A 23,192-nucleotide genomic window follows, 5' to 3' on the forward strand; every position below is an offset into this window, starting at 1 on the left:
AACGGCAAAGCCGTTCAGCGTTTTTCGAATGTCTGGGTCAGGGGTGCGTCAGGACCACTTGCCGCGGTTCATCCACCAGCCGCGCACCACGAAGTACAGGACTCCGACCGCGAAGGCGATGAGCCAGAGGTCCTCGACGTGGCCGGTGTGGTTGCCGATCATCATGAGCAGCAGGAAGGCCGCGAAGAAGATGGCGGCACCGTAGAAGGTCTTCGTCGCCGATCCGAACCAGCCGAAACGAGCCGACGGTGCATCGGCGGGCTCACGACGCCAGCCGGTGTCGATGACGTCGGCGTGTCCGCCAGTGTGCTCCACATCGGTGCTTGCCACAGCCACTCCTCACAGCGCGGGTCGTCAGAGGTCTGACGAACGGTAGTAGTTCTCGATCAGCATAGCGGCACGGTGATCTCGCCGACCGAGCCCGGTGGGTGATTCGGTGACAGAATGCGGCACATGTCTTCGTCCGAGTTCCGCGCCGGCCCGGGTGCGGGCCGTTCCCTGGCCGACTACCGCGCCGAGGCCTATCCCCGCGACATGGTCGGATACGGTGCCACGCCACCGAATCCGCAGTGGCCCGGCGACGCGAAGATCGCCGTCCAGTTCGTTCTCAACTACGAGGAGGGCGGCGAGAACAACGTGCTCGAGAACGACCGCGGCAGTGAGACCTTCCTGTCGGAGATGGTCGGCGCCCAGCCTTTCCCGAACCGGCACATGAGCATGGAGAGCATGTACGAGTACGGCTCGCGGGCCGGGGTGTGGCGGGTCCTGCGCGCCTTCGACCGCCGCGGGTTGCCGCTGACGATCTTCGCGGTCTCCCAGGCGATGGCCCGTAACCCCGAGGTGGCGGCGGCCTTCGTCGATCGCGGCCACGAGATCGCGTGCCACGGCTACCGGTGGCTCAACTATCAGCTGATCGACCCCGAGGTCGAACGTGATCACATGCGCGCAGGCATCGAACTGCTCACCGAGATCACCGGTGAACGCCCACGCGGCTGGTACACCGGCCGGGACTCACCCAACACGCGGCGCCTCGTCGTCGAACAGGGCGGATTCACCTACGACTCCGACAGTTACGCCGACGATCTGCCGTATTGGGTGAAGGTCCCGCGCGGCGACGAACTCGTCGATCACCTGGTCGTGCCCTACACCCTCGACACCAACGACATGCGGTTCTCCTCGCCCGGCGGCTTTCCGTCGGGGGAGCAGTTCTTCGCGCATCTGCGCGATGCCTTCGACGTGCTCTACCGCGAGGGCGTCGAGGGTGCGCCGAAGATGCTGTCCGTCGGACTGCACTGCCGGCTCGTGGGCCGGCCGGCACGGCTGGCGGCTCTCGAGCGGTTCCTCGACCACATCCAGTCCCACGACGACGTGTGGATCACCCGCCGGATCGACATCGCCGAACACTGGCGGAAGGTGCACCCGGCCGGCTGACACAATGGACAACGTGCCCACACGTGTCTTGATCCTCGGTTCGACCGGCTCCATCGGCGTTCAGGCGCTCGAGGTGATCGCCGAACATCCCGACCGCTTCGAGGTCGCCGGTCTCGGCGCGGGTGGCGGGAACCTCGACCGGCTGGCCGATCAGGCCGCGGCCTTCGGGGTCCCCGCATCTCGGCTGGCCGTCGCCGACGAGGCTCGCGCCGCCGAGCTCGCCGAACGACTCGGAGCGCCGGTTCTCGGTGGCACCGAAGCCATGTGCGACCTGATCGATGCGGTCGCCGCCGACGGCGGAACCGATGTGGTGCTGAACGCCGTGGTCGGTTCGATCGGCCTGGCGCCCTCGCTCGCCGCGCTGCGGACGGGTGCGCGTCTCGCGCTCGCGAACAAGGAGTCCCTCGTCGCCGGCGGGTCGCTCGTCCTCGATGCGGCGGCTCCCGACCAGATCGTCCCCGTCGACTCCGAGCATTCGGCCATTGCCCAGTGTCTGCGCGCCGGAACCGCCGCCGAGGTGGACCGCTTGGTCCTCACCGCGTCGGGCGGACCGTTCCGCGGCTGGTCGGCCGAACAGCTCCACAACGTCACCCCCGAGCAGGCCGGGCGCCATCCCACCTGGTCGATGGGCCCGATGATCACCCTCAACTCGGCGACCCTGGTCAACAAGGCCCTCGAGGTCATCGAGGCGCACCTGCTCTTCGACGTCGACTACGACCACATCGACGTCACCGTCCATCCGCAGTCGATCGTGCACTCGATGGTGACCTTCGTCGACGGCGCGACCGTCGCCAAGGCGTCGCCGCCGTCGATGAAGCTGCCCATCGCGCTGGCACTGGGCTGGCCGGATCGTGTCCCCGGATCGTCGACCGCGTGCGACTTCTCCACCGCCTCGGCGTGGACGTTCGAGCCCGTCGACGACAAGGTCTTCCCGGCGATCGAGCTCGCCCGGGAGGCGGGACGGGGTGGCGGGAGTCTCACCGCGGTGTACAACGCCGCGAACGAGGCGGCCGCCGCGGGCTTCTTCGCAGGTACGATCCGTTTTCCGCGGATCGTCGAGATCATCGGTGAGGTGCTCGGCGAGGCGGATCAGTGGCGAGTCGAGCCAGGTACTGTGGAGGAGGTCTTCGCCGCCGATCGGTGGGCCCGGGAGCGCGCCGCACAGCTGGTCGCCGCCTCGTCGTGATCGGTGCGCATCGTGATCTGGATGGAGTGAGTACGTGAGTTTCGCGATCGGTGTCACGCTCTTCGCGGTGGCGCTGTTGCTGTCGGTCGCCTGGCATGAGTGCGGTCACATGTGGGCCGCACAGGCAACCGGCATGAAGGTCCGTCGCTACTTCGTTGGCTTCGGGCCGACGATCTGGTCGACGCGCCGCGGCGAGACCGAGTACGGACTCAAGGCGATCCCGCTCGGCGGCTTCTGCGACATCGCGGGCATGACCCCGCACGAGGAGCTCACCGCCGACGAGCAGGACCGGGCGATGTACAAGCAGAAGGCCTGGAAACGCCTCGTCGTGCTGTTCGCCGGTCCCGCGCAGAACTTCATCCTCGGCTTCGTCCTGATCATCATCGTCGGCCTCACCTTCGGGCTGCCCGATCTCAGCCCGCCGCCGACCCCGGCGAAGGTCGCCGAGACCCAGTGCGTGTCGTCGACGATCACCATCGCCGACGGCGAGCAGACCAACTCGCCCTGCACCGGCGGCGGACCTGCGGCCGCCGCGGGTCTGCGCCCGGGCGACGAGATCGTGGCCATCAACGGGACACCCGTCGGCAAGGCCGCGGACCTGACCCCGGTCATCCGTGAGTCCACGGGCCCGGTGGTCCTCACCGTCGACCGCGCCGGTGAACGCCTCGACCTGACGATGACGCCCGAGCCGGTCACCGTCACCGCCAAGCGCGCCGACGGCACCACCGAGAGCGTGTCCTACAACATGGTCGGCATCGCCTACGACGCCCCGCCGGCGATCAAGGACTTCAGCGGCCTCGACGTGATCCCGGGTGCTTTCGTCTTCACCGGCGACCTGATCAAGGAGACCTGGAACGCGCTCCTGTCGCTGCCCACCAAGATCGGTGCACTGTGGACCGCGGTGACCGGTGGCGAGCGCGCGCTCGACACCCCGGTCAGCGTCTACGGTGCCTCGGTGCTCGGCGGCCAGGCGGTCGAACGCGGCCTGTGGGACATGTTCTGGATGCTGCTGATCAGCATCAACTTCTTCCTCGGCCTGTTCAACCTGGTCCCGCTGCTGCCGCTGGACGGCGGACACATGGCGATCGTCGGCTATGAGAAGGGCCGCGACACCGTCCGTCGCTGGTTCGGCCGGGCCCCCGGCGCGGCAGTCGACTACTACAAGCTGCTCCCGATCACCTACGCCGCGGTGGTGGTGATGGCCGGCTTCATGGTGCTCACCCTCACCGCCGACATCGTCAACCCGATCAATCCGTGGTGACCTCCCACAACGAATTCCCACCAGACACCCGACACACCCACACCCGAATCCCAGAGGTGAATGCGATGAACGCCCCGACTCCTGCCAACGCCGTGCCGATCGGGCTCGGCATGCCGGCCGGACCCCCGCCGGTGCTGGCCCCGCGCCGCAAGACCCGGCAGCTGTTCGTCGGCTCGGTCGGCGTCGGCAGTGACCACCCCATCTCGGTGCAGTCGATGACGACCACCAAGACCCACGACATCAACGCGACCCTGCAGCAGATCGCGGAACTCACCGCGTCGGGCTGCGACATCGTGCGCGTGGCCTGCCCGCGACCCGAGGACGCCGAGGCGCTGCCGATCATCGCGAAGAAGTCCAAGATCCCGGTCATCGCCGACATCCACTTCCAGCCGAAGTACATCTTCGCCGCGATCGACGCGGGGTGTGCGGCGGTGCGCGTGAACCCGGGCAACATCAAGGAATTCGACGGCCGCGTGAAAGAGGTCGCGAAAGCCGCCGGGGACGCGGGCATCCCGATCCGCATCGGCGTGAACGCGGGCTCCCTGGACAAGCGCATCCTGCAGAAGTACGGCAAGGCGACGCCCGAGGCGCTCGTCGAGTCGGCGCTGTGGGAGGCGGGTCTGTTCGAGGAGCACGGCTTCGGGGACATCAAGATCTCGGTCAAGCACAACGACCCGGTGATCATGGTCGAGGCCTACCGCCAGCTGGCCGCCCAGTGCGACTACCCGCTGCATCTCGGCGTCACCGAGGCCGGTCCGGCGTTCCAGGGCACCATCAAGTCGGCCGTGGCCTTCGGTGCACTGCTGAGCGAGGGCATCGGCGACACCATCCGCGTGTCGCTGTCGGCGCCGCCGGCCGAGGAGATCAAGGTCGGCGACCAGATCCTGCAGTCGCTCAACCTGCGTCCCCGCAAGCTCGAGATCGTGTCGTGCCCGTCGTGTGGCCGTGCCCAGGTCGACGTCTACAAGCTGGCCGACGAGGTGACCGCCGGCCTCGAGGGCATGGAGGTCCCGCTGCGTGTCGCCGTCATGGGCTGCGTGGTCAACGGACCGGGTGAGGCCCGCGAGGCCGACCTCGGCGTCGCCTCCGGAAACGGCAAGGGTCAGATCTTCGTCAAGGGCGAGGTCATCAAGACCGTGCCGGAGGCGCAGATCGTGGAGACATTGATCGAAGAAGCGCTGCGGATTGCCGAGGAATCAGGGGAAACTGGAGACGGCACGCACGTCGGCCCGCCGGTGGTCACCGTCTCCTAGGGTCCGCGACCCGAACCGAACGGGCGCTGTCGCGAGTCCCCATGGGGAAGTGAGGAGCGGTGGTGCTGAAGCTACTGGGCGACAAACCGCTCGGCGCGCGTGACTCGGCGGCCGTCGAACGCGTCCTCATGTCCGACCCGGTGGCGATGTGCATGGTCGCCGCGAGGTTCGAAACCCACGGCATCAACCCGCGCCTGCTCGGCGGTGAACTCTGGACCGCGCACGATCCGTCGACGTCGCTGTGCTTCTCCGGCGCCAACCTGATCCCGCTGATCGGGTCCGCCGACGACCTCGACTACTTCTCCGATCGCGCGGTCGCCGCACCCCGCGCCTGCTCGTCGATCGTCGGCCGCGCCGACCTGGTGTTGCCGATGTGGCAGCAGATCGAGCCCGTTTGGGGTCCGGCGCGAGAGGTGCGTCCGGTCCAGCCGCTGCTGGTCCTGTCCGGGAATCCGGCGGTCCCGTCGGATCCGGCCGTGCGGCTGGTGACCCTCGACGATCTCGACGCCTACATGCCGGCCGCGGTCGACATGTTCATCGGTGAGGTCGGCGTCGACCCGACGGCCGGCGACGGCGGACGTTCGTATCGCAGACGGCTGGCGTCGCTGATCTCGGCGCAACGTGTCTTCGCGCGTTTCGACGGTCCCGATGTCGTGTTCAAGGCGGAGATCGGGTCGCTGTCCCGGCGCGTCGGCCAGATCCAGGGTGTGTGGGTGTCGCCGGACCGACGCGGTGAGGGTCTGGGCCTGGGTGGCACCGCGGCCGTCGCCGAGGCGGTCGCCGCCCACGGACGACTTCCGAGCCTGTACGTCAACAGCTTCAACGAGACCGCCCGTGCGGTGTACGACCGTATCGGGTTCACCGAGGTCGGTACCTTCGCGACCGTCCTCGTCGACTGAACGGATCTCCGGGCGACGTCACACCGTGGCCTCCCGCGTGGCTTCCCGGGATCGGCCCGTCGCGGCCCTAGACTCGACCGCGATGTGGCGCACGCGAACTCGATGGACCCCGGCGGTGATCGTCGCGGTCTGTGCTGTCGTGATCACCGCGACCGCCGCCTGCTCGTCCGCGGAGGACGACGGCCCGCGCCGGGCCGCAGAACGATTCCTCGAGGCGTACTCGCAACAGGAACTCGACGCCGCGGCCGCCCTCACCGACGTGCCGCAGACCTCCCGCTCGGCGATGGAGTCGGCGTGGTCGGGACTCGCCGCGGAAGAGCTCGAGGCGAAAGCCGGCCGGGTCCGCGTCACCGGTGACACCGCCGAGGTGCAGGTCGACTACACCTGGGCGCTGCCGCGCGGTCGTGACTGGTCGTACGACGCGACGCTGCGCCTGGGCCGATCCGACTCCGGCTGGGCGGTGCGCTGGGCGTCGACCGCGGTCCATCCGAAACTCGGCGCCGACCAACGACTCTCGCTGCAGATCATCGAGGCGCCCCGGGCGACGGTGAACGAGGCCGACGGTTCGGAGGTCATGGTCAACGGCACTGTCGTCGGCGTGAACTTCGACCCGGAGAAGGCCACCGAACTGGGGGCCTCGGTCGCGTCCTCGGTCACGAGCGCGGTCGCCGTGCTGCGTCGGTTCAACCGCGACCTCGACGAGCAGCTGATCACCGAACAGGTCACCTCGAACGGTCAGCAGTATCCACTGGCCCGCCTCACCCACGCCCAGTTCGACCGGCTGCGCGACCAGCTCGCGATCCCCGGCGTCGTCACCAACGAACAGGCCGAGCTGGTCCCCAAGGACCCGAAGTTCGCGCCGGCGCTGCTGACCGAGGTCAAGAAGGTCGTCGACGGCGAGGTCGCCGGACGTGCCGGCTGGCGGGTGGTCTCGGTGAACCCCAACGGACTCGACGCCGACGTGCTGGCCGACCACGACGCCGACCCGTCGCCCGCCGTGTCGCTCAGCCTGTCGCGGACCGTGCAGAACGCCGCTCAGCGAGCGGTCAACGCCGCCAACAGGTTCCAGGTCGCGATGGTCGTCGTGCAGCCGTCCACCGGCCGAATCCTCGCCGTCGCACAGAACCCCAACGCCGACCGGCAGGGTCCGATCGCGACGACCGGCCTGTACCCGCCCGGTTCGACCTTCAAGATGGTCACCGCGGCTGCCGCCATCAACCGCAAGATGGCCGGACCCGACACCACCGTCGGCTGCCCGGGGGAGATCCAGATCGGTCCGCGCCTGATCCCGAACTACAACGGCTTCTCGCTCGGCACGGTGTCGATGCTGCAGGCGTTCGCCGCGTCCTGCAACACCACGTTCGCCAAGCTCGCCAGCCAGATGGGTCCGTCGGACCTCGCCCACGCCGCCGCGGCGATGGGGATCGGTCAGCGGTACTCGATCGCCGGCGTCGACGCGGTGTCCGGGTCGGTGCCCATCGAGAACGAACTGGTCGCACGCAGCGAGGACGGCTTCGGCCAGGGCAAGGTGCTGGTGTCACCCCTCGGCCTGGCGCTCGTCGCCGCAACCGTCGCCAACGGTTCCAAAGCCCCGGTGCCGCAACTGATCCTGGACAAGCCCACCGAAATCGAGGGGCCGACCCCGACGATGCCGCCGGAGGTCTACCAGCAACTGCGGCCGATGATGCGCGCGGTCATCACCAGCGGTACCGCGTCGGTCATCGACGGTCGTGGAGCGGTGTTCGGCAAGACCGGTGAGGCCGAATTCGCCGGCGGATCACACGCCTGGTTCGCCGGCTACCGCGGCGACATCGCCTTCGCGACGCTCGTCGTCCGCGGTGGCGACTCGAACAACGCGGTCGCCGTCACCCGCGACTTCTTCGACGGGCTGGGCCCGGGGTACGCGATCCGTACGCCCTAGCTGCGTTCGGGCAGGATCACCCGGCGCCCGCCGTGGTCGATGACCTCGACCGGATGGTCGTAGGTGCGGCTCAGCAGTTCGGCCGTCATCACCTCGTCGGTGGAACCGATGGCGAGCAGCTCACCGTGTTTCATCACCGCGATGCGGTCGGCGTAAGCCGCGGCGAGGGTCAGGTCGTGCACGACGAGCAGCACGGCGTTTCCGGCATCGCGGTGGATGCGCAGGATCTCGAGGACCTGTTCCTGGTGGTGGATGTCGAGGGCGGCGGTCGGCTCGTCGAGCATCATCACGGGGGTGTCCTGGGCCAGCGCCCGCGCCAGCGACACCCGCGCCTGCTGTCCGCCGGACAGCTGGGCGAAGGGGCGGTCGACGATGTCGGAGAGTTCGCACAGGTCGACGGCGTCGGCGATGACCGCGGGGGAGTCGGCGGCCCGCGGGGTCCGCAACCAGGGATAGCGGCCCATGGCGACGACCTCGGCAACGGTGAACGGGGTGTCCACGCGGTTCTGCTGGGTGACCACGCTGCGGTGTCGTGCGAGCTCGCGGAGCGAGGTGGTCGACACGTCCCGTCCGTCGATGGTCACGCGACCGCTCTTCGGGGGACGCGTGCCCGACAACACCGACAGCAGCGTCGATTTGCCGCATCCGTTTGGGCCGACCAGCGCGACGAGTTCGCCGGCATGGACCTCCAGGGACACACCGCGGACGACCTCACGGCCGCCGAGCTCGACCCGGACGCTCTCGGCGGCGATGCCCGGCGTACCCGGGGGTTGCACGACGGCGGTCACCAGCCCGCTCCCGCACGACGGCTGCGGCGCAGCAGAATGAAGAAGACCGGCCCGCCGATCAGTGCGGTGAACATGCCGAGGGGGAGGTCGGCGTCGCCGAGTATCGTGCGGGCCGCGAGGTCGGCGCCGGTGATGACCAGCGCCCCACCGATCACGCTGGTGGGCAGCAGGATCGAGTGTTTGGGGCCGACGATGAGTCGCATCACGTGCGGGACCACGAGGCCGACGAAGGCGATGATCCCGGCGAAGGCGACGGCCGCGGCGGTGAGGATCGCGGTCAGCACGATCGCCTGACGTCGAACCGATTCCACGTTGACGCCGAGCGACGCCGCCTGGATCTCACCGAGGGCGAGCAAGTCGAGTTTGTGGACCAGCAGTACGCAGGCGGCGACGCCCACGACCACGAGTGGCGCCACCACCCAGATCTCGCTCCAGGTGCGTCCGGCCAGCGAACCGAGCTGCCAGAAGATGATCTGCTCGCGGGCGGCGGTGGAGGCGACGAAGGTCAGGAAGGCGATGACGCCCGCGGCGAACGCGTTCACCGCGATACCGGTCAGCACCAGCATGATCGCCGACGACGATCCGTCGCGCAGCGAGAGCAGGTAGACCGCGGCGGCGGTGACGAGTCCGAAGAGGAAGGCCGCGCCGGCCAGCGCCCAGTTCCCGGCGGCCCCACCGGCTCCCGCCGATCCACCCGCGAGGACGATCACCAGGCAGGCGCCGATGGCCGACCCGGAGGACACCCCGATGATGCTCGGCTCGGCGAGCGGATTGGCGAGGACGCCCTGCAGCAGGCACCCCGCGGCGCCGAGTGCGGCACCGACGAACAGTCCGAGCACGATGCGCGGGAACCGGACGTTCCAGAGCGCCCCTTCGCCGTTGGGATGTGAGGGCAGCGGCCCGATCTCGAGGTGGAAGTGGTGCGCGATGCTGCCGAGCACCTCCAACGGTGGGATCTCCACCTGACCGATCCCGGCGGAGACGATCGCGAGCGTCGCGGTCGCGAGAAGCATCACGGCGACGACGACGGTGTTGCGCATCCGGTGCGAGCGGGCGGCGACTGGTGCCGCGGCGTCGGTCCTGGTCTCGGCGGTCGGGATGCTCACGTGTAGATCGCCTTCGCCAGCGCCGAGAGGACGAGTCCGACATCGGGGCCGAAGGCCAGGATCTTGCTCTCGTCCATCTGCACGACGCGGCGGTTGCGGCCCGCCTCGGTGTCGGCGATCCCGGGAAGCGTCAGCACCCCGTCGGGTCCGCCGACGGTGTCGGCGCCCTGGGTCATGACGATGAGGACGTCGGGGTCGGCGGTGATCATCGACTCGGCGGTGACGGCGGTGAACGCACCGGTGAGCCGGGCCGCCTCACCGGCGTCCCGGCCGCCGAGTTCGGCGATCAGATCGTCGGCGCCCGAACCGGGACCGGCGAGGAGCAGGAGATTGCGGCCGCGGATGTAGAGGAAGGCCATCGTCGGGTCGCCGGAGGGGTCGGGGACGAGATCGCGGGCCGCCTCGATCTGCGCATCGGTGCGGTCGACGAGCTTCTCACCCGCCTCGGGAACGCCGAGTGCCTTGGCGACCGACCGCATCAACGTGTCGTTGGACGCGAGGTCGCGAGTGGCGGGGAACACCACGACGGTGACCCCGGAGTCGCGGATCTGGTCCACCGCGGTCACCGGTACCGTCGACTCGCTGACCAGCAGGACCGTCGGTGCAAGGGCCAGAACGGATTCGGCGTTGAGGATGTGCCCGCGGTTCGTCACCACCGGGAGTCCGATCGCGGACGGGAAGGCCGTCGAGGTGTCGCGGCCGACGACCCGCGAGCCCATGCCGAGAGCGAAGACGATGCTGCCGAGGGTGCCGCTGACGTCGACGGCGATGATCCGGCTGGTGTCGGTCACCGTCACCGGTCCGTAGCGAACGGAATCGACGGTGACCGGCAGTGCCGATCTCGGATCGTCGGCGACGGGTGTCACGTCGTTTCCGTCGAGGGCGGCCGTCTGCGGCCCGTTGCGAAGGTGCGCACCGGGGGAGTGCCGGTCCTGTTCGATCGGGGTGACGAAGCACGCCGAGACGGTCACCATGGTGAGGACCACCACCAGCAAGGCCCGCACCGATCTGATCGACGCGCCCACCGTCACCACCTTCGAATCGGTTTCCGACGCCCAGTTGCGTGGAAGTCTTAGGGCGAGCTTAGTTGTCGCGAGCTTGCCGTCCGCGCGCCGGTCCTCCTCGGACGGGCGGATAAAGTGGTTCGCATGCCAGTTCGCAGTGTCCTGACCCCCGGTACCCCGACGCCGATCCGGACCGTGCCCGACTCCATCGAGCGGCCGGAATACGTGTGGAAACCCACCGTGAACGAGGGCCACGAACCCTGGGTGCAGACGCCGGAGACCATCGAGAAGATGCGCCTCGCCGGCAAGATCGCCGCGAATGCGCTCGCCGAGGCCGGCAAGGCCGTCGCACCCGGCGTGACGACCGATGAACTGGACCGGATCGCGCACGAGTACATGGTCGACCACGGCGCCTACCCGTCGACGCTGGGCTACAAGGACTTCCCCAAGTCCTGCTGCACCTCGCTCAACGAGGTGATCTGTCACGGCATCCCGGACTCGACCGTCATCGCCGACGGCGACATCGTCAACATCGATGTCACCGCCTACATCGACGGCGTGCACGGCGACACCAACGCGACCTTCCTCGCCGGGGACGTCGAGCAGGAGGTCGTGGATCTCGTCGAGCGCACCCGTACCGCCACCGAGCGGGCGATCAAGGCGGTCAAGCCGGGACGCGAACTCAACGTCGTCGGTCGCGTCATCGAGGCGTACGCGAATCGCTTCGGCTACAGCGTCGTCCGCGACTTCACCGGGCACGGCATCGGCGAGACCTTCCACAACGGGCTCGTGGTGCTGCACTACGACGAGCCCAACGTCGACACCGTCCTCGAACCCGGCATGGTGTTCACCATCGAGCCGATGATCAACCTCGGCGGCCTCGCCTGGGAGATGTGGGACGACGGCTGGACCGTGGTGACCGCCGACCGGAAGTGGACCGCGCAGTTCGAACACACCCTCGTGGTCACCGAGGACGGCGCAGAGATCCTGACCCTGCCGGACGCCTGATCGGCATTCCCCTGACTAGGCCGGGAAGCGCACGGGCTGCGGCTCGTTGCTGGTCGTCGTGGTCCCGTTGCCGAGCTGTCCCTTGCCGTTGAGTCCCCAGCAGTACATCTCGGCGCCCGCGACCGCGCACACGTTGGCCGAGCCGGTGGTCACCTGGGTGACGCCCGACAGCCCGTTGATCCGGCTCGGTGCGTGGTCGGGGAGCGTGCTCCGCGAACCCCAGCAGTAGGCGGAACCACTCGCCGCGGCGCAGGCGGCGTAACCCGCGGTGGAGACCTGTGTCGCGCCCCGCACATCGATCGGGGTCGGTCGCTGTCGGCTGACCTCGGTGCCGTCGCCGAGTTGACCGGAACCGTTCTCGCCCCAGCAGAACACGGTCCCCGAGCCGCCGGAACCGTTCGCCACCGCGCACGTCGAATAGAGGCTCGTGCTGATCGAGGAGGGGGAGTCCAGGTCGAGCCTGGTCGGGGTGGGCCGGTTGGTGGTGGTGCCATCGCCGACCTGCCCGTCGGCGTTGTTGCCCCAGCAGTAGGCGGAGCCCGCGGCGATGGCACAGGTCGTCGTGTGCGAGGTCGAGACCGCTGTGACATCGGACAGACCCGAGACCCGCGTCGGTGTGGGGATGGTGGGGTCGGTGCCCGCACCGGTCTGCCCGTTGAGATTGTTACCCCAGCAGTAGAGGTCGCCGGAGCTGACCGCGCAGGTGGTGAGGCCGACGGCCACCGCGCTCACGTCGGTCAGGCCGGACACCTTGGTCGGCAGCGTGACGTTCTGGCCGGTCGGCCCGGCACCCTGGCCCCAGCAGTAGAGGTCGCCCGAGGCGATCGCGCAGGTTCTACCGAGGCCGCCCATGCCGACCGCCGACACGTCCTCGAGACCGGACACCTTCTCCGGGCGCGCCCGGTCCGTCGTCGAACCGTCGCCGAGGGTGCCGTACAGGTTTCCGCCCCAGCAGAACAGCTCGCCGCCACGCACCGCGCAGGTGCTGTCGCCGCTCGAGGCGATGGACTCGAAGTCGCCCGAACCCGTTGTGGCACTGGTCGATCCGGCGGACGAACGCGAAGGCGTCGAGGTCCCTGAGGTCGTGGTCGCCGGGGCGTCGTCGGAGCCGACCAGGACGATCGCGGTGATCACGAGCGCCAGGACGAGGACGAAGACACCGGCGCCGACGCCGACGAGGAGTCCGGTGCGCTTCTCGGACGGTGCCGGGGTGAAGCCGCCGGCGAAGACCGGGGCCGGGGTGTGTGGCCGGTGCGGGTGGTAGCCCGGTGGCGGGAGCGGGGGGCGCTGCCGGGTAGGCGGGTGTTGCCGAGCCGGAGGGTGATGGCCGACGCGTGGCGGAAACGCCGGGGCCGGCGTGGTAGGCGCCGCACGACGCGGGCCCGCGGCCGCCGCCTGCTCGAGTGCCCGCGCGAAGTCCGTGCACGAGGCGAACCGGTCGCCGGGCTGCTTGGCCAGCGCCCGGGCGAAGACCGGATCGAGATGCGCCAGAGCCGGATCGTGGTCCGACGGCCGGGGCACGGGGGAGTTCACGTGACCCGAGATGAGTGCCATCGGCGTCGTGCCCGGGAACGGCTGACGGCCGGTGAGCAGCTGGAAGACGGTGCAGGCCAGGGCGTACTGGTCCGAGGCGGGGATCGCGGCCTCGCCGGTGAGCAGCTCGGGGGCGGCGTAGGCCAGGGTGCCGACGAACAGGTTGGTCGCGGTCATCTTGTTGCCGTCGACCAGTCGGGCGATACCGAAGTCGAGAACCGTGACGCGGGTGATGCGGCCGTCCGGTCCGCGGGCGACGACGATGTTCGCCGGCTTGATGTCGCGGTGGATGACCCGCTGACCATGCGCGTAGTCGAGAGCGTCGGCGACGCGACCGGCGATGGTGACGACCTCGTCGACGGGCATCGGGCCGGCGCCGGTGAGGTCTTTGCCGTCGAGGTAGGTCATCGAGAACCACGGGCTGCCGTGCTCGACGCCGTGGGTGAAGACGGTGACGATGCCCGGGTGATCGAGGGCCGCCGCTGTCCGGGCCTCGTTGCGGAACCGCTCGTGGAAGCTGGGGTCCGCAGGATTCGGCGAGATGATCTTCAGGGCCTCGCGACGGCCCAGTGTCGGGTGTTCGACGAGCCAGACCTGGCCCATCCCGCCGCGCCCGAGCAGGGAGACCACGCGATACCCGGCGAACACCGATCCGGGTTCCACGATCTCCACGCCCGACGACCCCCCTGTCCCGACCTGCTCGCACAGGCCCTCCCGACCACGCCCTCGCAGGCGTTGCCGTCACTGTAACCAGCCGGAGCGGCCGGCGAGGCAAGTGGTGCGTCGTGTGAACGACCCCACCACTACGCTGTCGTGGTGGCCGATCTCGGTGGTGCGTTGCTCGTGGGCGGGACCAGTAGTGACGCCGGTAAGAGTCTCCTCGTCGCAGGTCTCTGTCGTGCTCTCGCGCGCGACGGCGTCCGGGTCGCGCCGTTCAAGGCGCAGAACATGTCCAACAACTCGGTGGTGACGCTCGACGGCGGTGAGATCGGCCGCGCCCAGGCCCTGCAGGCCTTCGCCTGCGGGCTCGAACCCTCGACGCGGTTCAATCCTGTTCTGCTGAAACCCGGCAGCGACCGGCGCTCCCATGTCGTGCTGCGAGGGCGCCCGGCCGGGGACGTCGGTGCCCGGGACTACATGGCCTGGCGGTCCCGGCTGAGGGAGGTCGTCACCGAGGAGCTCGCCGCGCTCCGCCGCGACTTCGACGTCGTGCTCTGTGAGGGAGCGGGTTCGGTCGCCGAGATCAACCTCCGCCGCAACGACATCGCCAACATGGGGCTCGCGCAGGCCGCACGGCTCCCGGTGCTGCTGGTCACCGACATCGACCGCGGTGGCTCGTTGGCCTCGCTGTTCGGCACCACCGCGATCCTCGAACCCGCAGACCAGGCGCTGATCGCGGGCTACGTCGTCAACAAGTTCCGGGGCGACCCGAGCATCCTCGAACCCGGGCTCCGGCAGGTCGAGGAGATCACCGGCCGCCCGACCCTCGGTGTCCTGCCGTTCGCCGACGACCTGTGGCTCGACGCCGAGGACTCCCTGGCGGCGCCCGTCGGCCGGCGGGTCGGACCGCCGCTGAACCCGGCCGGTCCGGGCGCGCGGCTCCGCGTCGCCGCGATCCGGTTGCCCCGCATCTCCAACTCCACCGACGTCGAGGCGCTCGCCTGCGAACCGGGCGTCGACGTGACCTGGGTCGACGACCCGGGCAGTGTCGCCGCCGCCGACCTGGTGGTGATCCCGGGAACCCGTGCCACGGTCTCCGACCTCGCCTGGATGCGCGACCGCGGGATCGCCGACGCGGTCACCGCCCGCGCGGCCCGGGGCGCCCCGGTCGTCGCCATCTGCGGGGGTTTCCAGATGCTGGCCCGCACCATCGACGACGCGATCGAATCCGGTCGTGGCCGCGTCGACGGCCTCGGTGTGTTCGATCTCGACATCTCCTTCGCCACCGACAAGACGTTGCGTCAGGTCAGCGGCACCAGCCGCGGTGGAGAGGTGATCAGCGGTTACGAGATCCACCACGGGCGGGTCGTCGGGTCGCGGGAGGACACCTGGATCGTGGACGACGCCGCGGGTCCCGAAGGTGCGGTGCGAGGCGCGATCCGTGGGACGCACTGGCACGGACTGCTGGCCAACGACGCCTTTCGGCGTCGGCTGCTCACCGAGGTGGCCGCCGAGGCCGGTGTGCCGGACTTCCGGGTCGCGGGCGACACCGAGGTGGAGGCGATCCGGCGGCGACAGGTCGACACGATGGCCGACCTGGTCAGCGAGCATCTCGACATGGACGCGGTGATGCATCTCATCGAGGACGGTCCGCCCGTGTCGGCGCCCGTCATCCGCCATCACCTGGACCCCGACACCGGTTCGGCGCAGACGCTATCGTGGCCCAATGACTGAAGATCAGCGTCAGGTGACCGTCAACGGCCTCACCTTCGACGTCCGGATCGGGGGACCGGAACGGGGCCCGTGGGTCCTGCTGCTTCACGGATTCCCGGTGGACGGATCCTGCTACGACGCGGTGCTCCCGCGACTCCACGAATCGGGCCTGCGGACGTTGGTCCTGAACCAGCGCGGCTACAGCCCCGGCGCACGACCCGAGGCCGTCGAGGACTATCACCTCAGCCACCTGGTGTCGGATGTGATCGCCGTGCTCGACGAACTGAAGGTCGGGTACGCGATCCTCGTCGGGCACGACTGGGGCGGCATCGTCGCGTGGCATCTCGCGGGCAAGTACCCCGACCGGTTCACCGGTCTGGTGGTCGCCAGCACCGGCCACCCGTCGGCGATGCGGGATGCACTCGCGGCGAGCGATCAGCGCGAACGATCGTCCTACATCCTCGATTTCGTCGCCGACGGCGCCGAGGAGACACTCCTCGCCGACGACGGCGCCAAGCTGCGCGCGGCCGGGGTCACCGCCGAGGAGCTCGCCCCGCTGCGCGAACCGGGCGCCCTGCGGGCTGCAGTGAACTGGTACCGGGCCAACTTCGTCGGCGACATCAAGGGCACCATGGCGTGCCCGCCGGTGGAGATCCCGACGACGCTCGTCTGGAGCGACGCCGACGCCGCGCTCGGCCGTGAGCAGGCGCAGGGCAGCGGCCGGTACGCCTACTCCGACTTCCGGTTCTGCGAACTGGCCGGCGTCGACCACTGGATTCCGCAGAACGCTCCCGCCGAACTGGCCAGCGAGATCGCCCTGCGGTCGACGGTGTTCTAGATCGCCACTAGATCTCCAGACCCAACAGCGCGTTCTCGAGCACCTCGGGCATCGCCGGGTGGATCCAGTACTGCCCCTTGGCGACCTCGAGGGCGGTCTGGCCGAACGACATCGCCTGGATGACCGGCTGGATGACGGTCGGGGCCTGCGGGCCGATGATGTGCGTGCCGAGGATCTTGCCGGTGCCGCGTTCGGCGATCACCTTGCAGAAACCGGTGGTGTCCTCCATCGCCCAGCCGTAGGCGACGTCACCGTAGGCCTGGACCTTGACCGTGATGTCGTATCCGGCGTCGCGGGCCTCGTCTTCGGTCAGCCCCACCGAGGCGATCTGCGGGTGTGTGAAGACGGCCGCCGGGACGAACCGGTGGTCGAACTCGACGAGATCGTCTGCATCCCAGCCCTTCAGCAGGTTGGCCTGCACCACCCGCTCCTCGTGGTTGGCGACGTGCTTGAGCTGGTACGGCGAGCTGACGTCACCGAGCGCCCACACCCCGCGCGCGTCGGTCCGGCCGTGGATGTCGCAGCGCACCCGGCCCTCCTCGTCGAGTTCGATGCCGACCGAGGAGAGGTTGAGGCGGTCGCCGTTGGGCTTCCGGCCGGTGGCGACGAGCAGGACGTCGGCCTCCAGGTGCGTCCCGTCGTCGAACTGCAGGCGGACACCGCCGTCGGGCAGGTCCTCCGCACCGGTGATGCCGGTGTCGAGGTGGACGTCCCACTTCTCCTTGGCCACCTCGGTGAAACGGTTCGAGATGTCGGCATCCTGCTTGCGTAACAGCGCGGGGCCGCGGGCGATGATCGACACCCGGGAGCCGAGAGCGCCGAAGACGTGCGCGAATTCAGCTGCGATGTAACCGCTTCCGACGATGACGAGTCGCTCGGGCAGTTCCGGCAGACGCATCACGTCGTTGTTGGTGTAGTACGTCACGCCGGAATCGGCGATGACCGGTGGGATGACCGCGCGCGAGCCGGCGGCCAGGACGACCTCACGGGCGAGAACCGTTTCGCCGTCGGCGGTGACGAGACGGTAGAGGCTGTCCTCGTCCCGGCCGTCGAACTCGACATGGGAGCTGTAGACGGTGATGTTCTCGCACCGGTCGACGCGATACTCCTTGCCGCCCTCGGAGATCGGGTCGATCCGCCCGAAGACGCGCTCGACGATGCCGGGCCAGTCCACCGAGTCGACCTTGGCGTGGACCCCGAGACGCGCGCCCTGCGTGGCGATCTCGGCGACCTCCGCCGCGTAGACGAACATCTTGGTCGGGATGCAGCCGACGTTGAGGCAGGTGCCGCCGTACACGCCTTCCTCGAAGATGGCGATCGTCGTGTCGGCATAGCGCTCGTCGGGGATGGAGTTGCCGCTGCCGGAGCCGATGATGGCCAGGTCGACGACCTGCGTGGCGGTCATAGGGTGCTCTCTTTTCTGCTGGTTTCCGAGGATTCGGTCGCGGGCCGGATGGTGCGTGCGAGCCAGTCGTCGACCTCGCGATACGCGTGCTCACGGGCATGCGGCACGGAGAGGAACACGTCGTGGCGGGCGTCGGGGATGGGGACGGTCGACACGCGCCCGCCGAGACACCCGCTCCAGCGGGCGATCTGGCGGACGTCGAGGACGGCGTCGGCGCGATCGGTCGACGCCGAGTAGGTCTTCGCGAAATGGGTCTTGTCCGAACGCAACACGAGCGCCGGCGTGCCGACGTCGATGCCGCGGTGCAGACGTCGTTGCGCGCTCCGGACCGCGTTCAGGAACCCGAAGGTGACCGGGAAACCGCCCATCGGTTTGAGGGCGAGGTCGTAACTCCACTCGCCGTGCGCACTCTCGTGAAGACTCTCGCCGTAGGCCGAGGAGAGTTCCTGCGGGATCACGCGGGTGGGTTGCACCGCGGCCACCGCCTTGATCAGCATCGTCACCGGCAGCGTCCGCAGGACGGCGTCGCCCTGGAGATCCAGCCACGGCGAGTTGAGCAGCAGGCCGTCGACGAGCCCGTGCCGGGCCGGGTCCTGCTCGCGCAGCCGGTCGAGCCACAGCGCGGTGATCAGGCCACCCGTCGAATGCCCGGCGATGATCGTGCGGGTGTCCGCACCCACCTCCTCGGCGATCAGCTCGAGCGCGAGGCCGAGTTCCTCGTCGTATCGAGCGAGGTCCGTCGTGAAGTGGGCGGTGTGGTGGCTCTCCCGCGACCGTCCGCACTTACGCAGGTCGATCGCGTAGAACGCGTAGCCGCGGGCGGTGAAGAAATCGGCCAGCGGCTCGTGGAAGAAGTAGTCGGTGAAGCCGTGGACATAGAGCACCGCGCCGGCCACGGGCCGCGGACCGGCGATCCGCGCACCCGCCTCGGCGCGGCGGATCAGGGTCGCGGTGACGGGTGATTCCCCGTCCGGATCGTCGCCCAGCGGGATGGTGCGGAGTTGGTAGTGGTCCAGGAAGCGGTCGGGTTGCCAGCCGGTGCCTGCGGATACGCTCACAGCAGCCAGCTTAGTGACCCGTCTGCTCGGGCAGGGGACGCCGCGGAAGTGTCACGGATGCCACAGTTGAGCAGGTCGATTCTGTGACAGGACGTGCCATGCTGGACAATGGCCGATGTAGAGATCGTTGATCAGGTTGAAGTGGAGTCCAGGTGTCGAAAACGGTGATCAAGACCGACGTGGCGTTGGTGGGTGCAGGCATCATGAGTGCCACCCTGGGAGCGCTGCTCCGTCAGCTGCAGCCCGATTGGTCGATCAGCCTGTTCGAACGGCTCGACGCCGCTGCGGCGGAGAGCAGCGACCCGTGGAACAACGCGGGCACCGGGCACTCGGCGCTGTGTGAGCTCAACTACACGCCCAAGACCGCCGACGGCGACGTCGACATCACCAAGGCGCTCAACATCAACGAGCAGTTCCAGGTGTCGCGTCAGTTCTGGGCACATGCGGTCGACAAGGGCATCCTCGGCGATCCCTCGGAGTTCATCAACCCGATCCCGCACGTCGCCTTCACCCACGGCGACGCCGGCGTGAAGTACCTGCGCAAGCGCTACGACAACCTCGCAGGACAGACCCTGTTCGAGGGCATGGAGTTCATCGACGATCCCGCCGAGTTCACCAAGCGTCTCCCGCTGATGTCGGCCGGTCGCGACTTCTCCGACCCGGTCGCGCTGAACTGGTTCGACCAGGGCACCGACGTAGACTTCGGCGCGCTGACCCAGCAGCTGCTCAACTATGTCGCGCAGGGCGCCGACATCTACTTCGGTCACTCGGTGACCAACCTGTCCAAGCAGTCCGACGGCAGCTGGATCGTCAAGGTCCGCAACGGCCGCACCGGCGACGTCCTGAAAGTCCATGCGAAGTTCGTCTTCGTCGGCGCCGGCGGCGGTGCGCTGCACCTGCTGCAGAAGTCGGGCATCAAGGAGGCCAAGGGCTTCGGTGGCTTCCCGGTCTCGGGCGAGTTCTTCCGCTGCACCAACCCCGACCTCATCGGTGAGCACCAGGCCAAGGTCTACGGCCAGGCCGCCGTCGGCGCACCGCCGATGTCGGTGCCGCACCTCGACACCCGTGTGATCAACCACAAGCCGGGCCTGCTGTTCGGCCCGTACGCCGGCTGGTCGCCCAAGTTCCTCAAGTCGGGAAAGATCACCGACCTGCCCGCCTCGATCAAGCCCGGCAACCTGCTGCCGATGGTCTCGATCGCGCCGCAGGAGTTCGGCCTGCTCAAGTACCTCATCAGCGAGCTCGCCGCGAACAAGGCCGACCGCGTCAACACGCTGTCGGAGTTCGTGCCGCGTGCGCTCGGAGCCGACTGGGAGCTCATCACCGCAGGTCAGCGCGTCCAGGTCATCCGCAAGACCGGCGTCGGCGGCAAGCTCGAGTTCGGTACGGCCGTGGTGACCTCCGAGGACGGCACCATGTCCGGCCTGCTCGGTGCGTCCCCGGGTGCCTCGACCGCGGTTCCGGCGATGCTCTCGGTGCTCGAGAAGTGCTTCCCGGCCGAATACGCCGGCTGGTCGCCGAAGCTCACCGAGATCATCCCGTCGTTCGGTCAGACGCTCAACGACAACCGTGACCTGTACCGACAGGTGTGGGATTGGACCAACAAGTCCCTGCGGCTGACCGGTCGCGATGCGAGCACCGTCCAGACCGGCGCGCTCGCCCCCGCCACCGCAGGGTGATCCCGGGCGGTCATCTGTGCTAACCACGACACATGAGTCCTGAACCGCAGCACGACCGGCGCCCGCAGGTACACCGCAGTACGTCTGCCGAGATCGACGCGGCCACGCTGTACCGGCTCCTGCGGCTCCGGGTCGATGTGTTCGTCGTGGAGCAGGCCTGTCCGTACCCGGAGATCGACGGCCGTGACCTCGAGCCGACGACGCGTCAGTTCTGGATCACCGAGAGCGGCGAACCCGACGACGACGCCGTGCTGGCGACCCTGCGACTCCTCGAAGAGCCGCCGGGGCCGGACGGTGGGACCGTCTACCGGATCGGGCGTGCCTGCACGGCACGGGCGCATCGCGGCCATGGGCTGGTCGCCCGGCTCCTGACGGTTGCGCTCGACGAGGTCGGGGACCGACCCTGCCGGATCGAGGCGCAGGCCTACCTCACCGAGATGTACGGCAAGTTCGGTTTCGTCGCCGAGGGCGACGAGTACCTCGAAGATGGGATCCCGCACGTGTCGATGCTCCGATCCGGTCCGCGATGACCGACGTCCCGGAACCGGCCCCGGTCCGCTATCCGTTCAGCGCGGTCGTCGGACAGGAACAGCTCAAGCTGGCCCTGGTTCTCTCCGCCATCTCGCCGAGCATCGGCGGCGTCCTGATCCGCGGTGAGAAGGGCACGGCGAAGTCCACCATCGTGCGCGGGCTCGGTCCGTTGATCGGCGGCGACGATGGCTCCGGGCGTGTCGTCGAACTGCCGATCGGTGCGACCGAGGACCGCGTGATCGGTTCCCTCGACCTCACCTCCGTACTGCGCGACGGTCGTGCGGAGTTCACCCCCGGGCTGCTCGCCCGCGCCCATCGGGGCGTCCTCTACATCGACGAGGTCAACCTGCTCGCCGACCATCTCGTCGACGTCCTGCTCGATGCCGCCGCGAGTGGACGCGTCACCATCGAGCGTGACGGTGTATCCCACACGCAGGCAGCGAATTTCGTGCTCGTCGGCACCATGAATCCGGAGGAGGGGGAGCTGCGCCCGCAGCTGCTCGACCGCTTCGGGCTGGCGGTCGACGTCGCCGCGGGCAAGGATCTCGACGAACGTGTCGAGGTCATCCGGCGGCGGATGGCGTTCGACGCCGACCCGGACGGGTTCGCGGCCGAGTACCTCGAAACCGAACATGAACTGGCACAACGGATTCATGCGGCCCGGGAAGCGGTGAGCGGAGTCGAGATCCCGACGCGCGAACTGCGCCGCATCGCCGGCATCTGCGCCCACCTCGACGTCGACGGACTCCGCGGCGACATCGTCGTCGCGCGCACCGCCGCCGCACACGCGGCTTGGCGCGGGGCTCCGACGGTGGACGAGGAGGACGTGCGGGCCGCCGTCGAACTCGCCCTGCCGCACCGCAGGCGCCGCAACCCCTTCGACGAGTCCGGTCTCTCGAACGACCAGCTCGACGACGCCATGTCGGCCGGCCAGGACGCCGCCGGCCCCGGCTCTCCCGACTCCCCGGACGACGATCCGACACCGCCGGAGGGTGGACCGGGCGGCGGTGCCCCGGAGCCGGGGGAGTCCTCGGATTCCGCTGCGGCGCCGGAAAACGCCGACGCACCGGAAGATTCGCAGTCTGGGTCGCAGTCGGCCCCCGGACCGGCGTTCGGTGCGGCCCCGACGCCGACCGGACATCGGGTTCGCGCGCTCCGCGTGACCGGGGTCGGGGACGGAGACCCCGGCCGCCGGTCGAAAGCGCGGAGCCGGCGCGGGCACACGACCCACGCCGTCGACTTCGCCGACGGCCGGCCGGTGCACCTGTTCGCCACCGTCCTCGCCGCGGCGGGCCGGGCACCGCAGTCGTCGGTCCGGATCGCCGCGCCCGACCTTCGCGCCGCCGAGCGCATCGGCCAGGAATCCAATCTCGTCGTCTTCGTGGTGGATCTGAGCGGATCGATGACCGCCCGCCGTCGGCTCACCGCGGTCGCGGAACTGTGCGTCGAGATGCTGCGGGATTCCTACACGCGTCGTGATCGGGTCGCGGTGGTCGTCGCACGCGGCGGTACCGCCACGCTGGCAGTGCCGCCCACCAAGTCGGTGGACATCGCGGTGCGCCGCCTCGCCGAGATCCGTACCGGTGGCCGGACGCCACTGGCCGAGGGGCTGACCCTGGCCGGCGACGTCGTCGAACGCTGTCGCCGCACCGAACCGAATCGTCGGCCGCTCGTCGTCGTCCTCACCGACGGTCGCGCCACCTCCGGCCGGGATGCCCCGGCACGGGCGCGGCTCGCGGCGTCGGCGATCCGGCGCCGGGGGATCGAGTCGGTGGTCGTCGACTGCGAGCAGGGGATGGTGCGGCTCGGCCTCGCCGCCGACCTCGCCTCCCACCTCGGCGCCGAGTTGCTGACCATGGACGAGCTGTCCGCGACCGCGCTGACCCGCGGTGCGGCCTGATACCGGTTACTGAAGGAG

19 protein-coding genes are annotated in these 23,192 nt (G+C 69.2%); 12 read left to right on the top strand and 7 right to left on the bottom strand.

Annotated features, from left to right (window positions below):
- Window positions 1-48: 48 nt before the first annotated feature.
- Window positions 49-330 carry a DUF2631 domain-containing protein gene (locus C5O27_RS13365; RefSeq protein ID WP_006359276.1) on the bottom strand — a complete coding sequence of 94 codons (282 nt, stop codon included), beginning with the start codon at window positions 328-330 and terminating at the stop codon, window positions 49-51.
- A gap of 114 nt (window positions 331-444) precedes the next feature.
- Here C5O27_RS13365 and puuE point away from each other — a divergent pair, with 114 nt between their 5' ends.
- The 6 genes from puuE (at window position 445) to C5O27_RS13395 (ending at window position 7,951) form a co-directional block, all read left to right on the top strand.
- Window positions 445-1,431, top strand: a complete 987-nt coding sequence (gene puuE, locus C5O27_RS13370; RefSeq protein WP_127962903.1) for an allantoinase PuuE — start codon at window positions 445-447, stop codon at window positions 1,429-1,431.
- Between the two features lie 13 nt (window positions 1,432-1,444).
- Window positions 1,445-2,617, top strand: coding sequence for a 1-deoxy-D-xylulose-5-phosphate reductoisomerase (gene dxr / locus C5O27_RS13375; protein ID WP_035754162.1), 1,173 nt, complete (start codon window positions 1,445-1,447; stop codon window positions 2,615-2,617).
- 34 nt (window positions 2,618-2,651) lie between these two features.
- On the top strand, window positions 2,652-3,878 hold the full coding sequence (locus C5O27_RS13380; RefSeq protein ID WP_127962904.1) for a M50 family metallopeptidase: 1,227 nt from the start codon (window positions 2,652-2,654) through the stop codon (window positions 3,876-3,878).
- Between the two features lie 65 nt (window positions 3,879-3,943).
- Window positions 3,944-5,131, top strand: coding sequence for a flavodoxin-dependent (E)-4-hydroxy-3-methylbut-2-enyl-diphosphate synthase (gene ispG, locus C5O27_RS13385; protein ID WP_006359280.1), 1,188 nt, complete (start codon window positions 3,944-3,946; stop codon window positions 5,129-5,131).
- Between the two features lie 62 nt (window positions 5,132-5,193).
- Entirely contained in the window at window positions 5,194-6,030 is an 837-nt protein-coding gene (locus C5O27_RS13390) for a GNAT family N-acetyltransferase (protein WP_035754163.1), read from the top strand.
- Window positions 6,031-6,112: 82 nt separating this feature from the next.
- Window positions 6,113-7,951: a penicillin-binding transpeptidase domain-containing protein gene (locus C5O27_RS13395; protein ID WP_127962905.1), complete on the top strand. Its 1,839-nt coding sequence runs from the start codon at window positions 6,113-6,115 to the stop codon at window positions 7,949-7,951.
- Here the strand turns inward: C5O27_RS13395 and C5O27_RS13400 are convergent.
- The 3 genes from C5O27_RS13400 to C5O27_RS13410 are packed head-to-tail and all read right to left on the bottom strand — an operon-like array spanning window position 7,948 to window position 10,819.
- The gene (locus tag C5O27_RS13400) at window positions 7,948-8,739 is read right to left on the bottom strand and encodes a heme ABC transporter ATP-binding protein (RefSeq protein ID WP_006359283.1); all 792 of its coding nucleotides are present in this window, start codon (window positions 8,737-8,739) and stop codon (window positions 7,948-7,950) included. The genes C5O27_RS13395 and C5O27_RS13400 overlap by 4 nt on opposite strands.
- Complete coding sequence (locus tag C5O27_RS13405) at window positions 8,736-9,845, bottom strand: FecCD family ABC transporter permease (protein WP_035754103.1); 1,110 nt, start codon at window positions 9,843-9,845, stop codon at window positions 8,736-8,738. Before C5O27_RS13405 ends, C5O27_RS13400 begins: the two co-directional genes overlap by 4 nt.
- Window positions 9,842-10,819, bottom strand: a complete 978-nt coding sequence (locus C5O27_RS13410) for a heme/hemin ABC transporter substrate-binding protein (RefSeq protein ID WP_127963840.1) — start codon at window positions 10,817-10,819, stop codon at window positions 9,842-9,844. The genes C5O27_RS13405 and C5O27_RS13410 overlap by 4 nt, the downstream gene beginning before the upstream one ends.
- Before the next feature lie 174 nt (window positions 10,820-10,993).
- Between C5O27_RS13410 and map the strand changes: the two genes are divergently transcribed.
- Window positions 10,994-11,857, top strand: a complete 864-nt coding sequence (gene map / locus C5O27_RS13415; protein ID WP_006359286.1) for a type I methionyl aminopeptidase — start codon at window positions 10,994-10,996, stop codon at window positions 11,855-11,857.
- A gap of 15 nt (window positions 11,858-11,872) precedes the next feature.
- Here map and C5O27_RS13420 read toward each other — a convergent pair whose 3' ends face one another.
- Entirely contained in the window at window positions 11,873-14,062 is a 2,190-nt protein-coding gene (locus C5O27_RS13420) for a protein kinase domain-containing protein (protein WP_127962906.1), read from the bottom strand.
- A gap of 144 nt (window positions 14,063-14,206) precedes the next feature.
- On the opposite strand from C5O27_RS13420, the gene C5O27_RS13425 reads away from it, so the two are divergent.
- The gene (locus tag C5O27_RS13425) at window positions 14,207-15,784 is read left to right on the top strand and encodes a cobyric acid synthase (protein WP_208651358.1); all 1,578 of its coding nucleotides are present in this window, start codon (window positions 14,207-14,209) and stop codon (window positions 15,782-15,784) included.
- A gap of 13 nt (window positions 15,785-15,797) precedes the next feature.
- A complete protein-coding gene (locus C5O27_RS13430; RefSeq protein WP_127963841.1) occupies window positions 15,798-16,601 on the top strand; it encodes an alpha/beta fold hydrolase in 804 nt (267 codons plus the stop codon).
- Between the two features lie 7 nt (window positions 16,602-16,608).
- Here C5O27_RS13430 and mtr read toward each other — a convergent pair whose 3' ends face one another.
- Window positions 16,609-18,006 (bottom strand): mycothione reductase, encoded by a 1,398-nt coding sequence (gene mtr, locus C5O27_RS13435; protein ID WP_127962908.1) that lies wholly within the window; start codon window positions 18,004-18,006, stop codon window positions 16,609-16,611.
- Window positions 18,003-19,064 carry an alpha/beta hydrolase gene (locus C5O27_RS13440; RefSeq protein WP_127962909.1) on the bottom strand — a complete coding sequence of 354 codons (1,062 nt, stop codon included), beginning with the start codon at window positions 19,062-19,064 and terminating at the stop codon, window positions 18,003-18,005. Before C5O27_RS13440 ends, mtr begins: the two co-directional genes overlap by 4 nt.
- Window positions 19,065-19,216: 152 nt before the next feature.
- Between C5O27_RS13440 and mqo the strand changes: the two genes are divergently transcribed.
- Genes mqo through C5O27_RS13455 form a run of 3 tightly spaced genes read left to right on the top strand, consistent with a single transcriptional unit; the run spans window position 19,217 to window position 23,174 of the window.
- Window positions 19,217-20,743 (top strand): malate dehydrogenase (quinone), encoded by a 1,527-nt coding sequence (gene mqo / locus C5O27_RS13445; protein WP_127962910.1) that lies wholly within the window; start codon window positions 19,217-19,219, stop codon window positions 20,741-20,743.
- Window positions 20,744-20,775: 32 nt separating this feature from the next.
- Window positions 20,776-21,273 carry a GNAT family N-acetyltransferase gene (locus C5O27_RS13450; RefSeq protein ID WP_127962911.1) on the top strand — a complete coding sequence of 166 codons (498 nt, stop codon included), beginning with the start codon at window positions 20,776-20,778 and terminating at the stop codon, window positions 21,271-21,273.
- Window positions 21,270-23,174, top strand: a complete 1,905-nt coding sequence (locus C5O27_RS13455; RefSeq protein WP_127962912.1) for a VWA domain-containing protein — start codon at window positions 21,270-21,272, stop codon at window positions 23,172-23,174. Before C5O27_RS13450 ends, C5O27_RS13455 begins: the two co-directional genes overlap by 4 nt.
- Window positions 23,175-23,192 lie beyond the last annotated feature (18 nt).

The organism is Gordonia alkanivorans (assembly GCF_004011905.1).
Classification (GTDB): domain Bacteria; phylum Actinomycetota; class Actinomycetes; order Mycobacteriales; family Mycobacteriaceae; genus Gordonia; species Gordonia alkanivorans.

Coding starts and splice junctions, on each gene's coding strand:
- C5O27_RS13395 (WP_127962905.1), top strand. CDS start 6,113: ATGTGGCGCACGCGAACTCGATGGACCCCGGCGGTGATCGTCGCGGTC.
- puuE (WP_127962903.1), top strand. CDS start 445: ATGCGGCACATGTCTTCGTCCGAGTTCCGCGCCGGCCCGGGTGCGGGC.
- mtr (WP_127962908.1), bottom strand. CDS start 18,006: ATGACCGCCACGCAGGTCGTCGACCTGGCCATCATCGGCTCCGGCAGC.
- C5O27_RS13410 (WP_127963840.1), bottom strand. CDS start 10,819: ATGGTGACCGTCTCGGCGTGCTTCGTCACCCCGATCGAACAGGACCGG.
- C5O27_RS13450 (WP_127962911.1), top strand. CDS start 20,776: ATGAGTCCTGAACCGCAGCACGACCGGCGCCCGCAGGTACACCGCAGT.
- ispG (WP_006359280.1), top strand. CDS start 3,944: ATGAACGCCCCGACTCCTGCCAACGCCGTGCCGATCGGGCTCGGCATG.
- map (WP_006359286.1), top strand. CDS start 10,994: ATGCCAGTTCGCAGTGTCCTGACCCCCGGTACCCCGACGCCGATCCGG.
- C5O27_RS13455 (WP_127962912.1), top strand. CDS start 21,270: ATGACCGACGTCCCGGAACCGGCCCCGGTCCGCTATCCGTTCAGCGCG.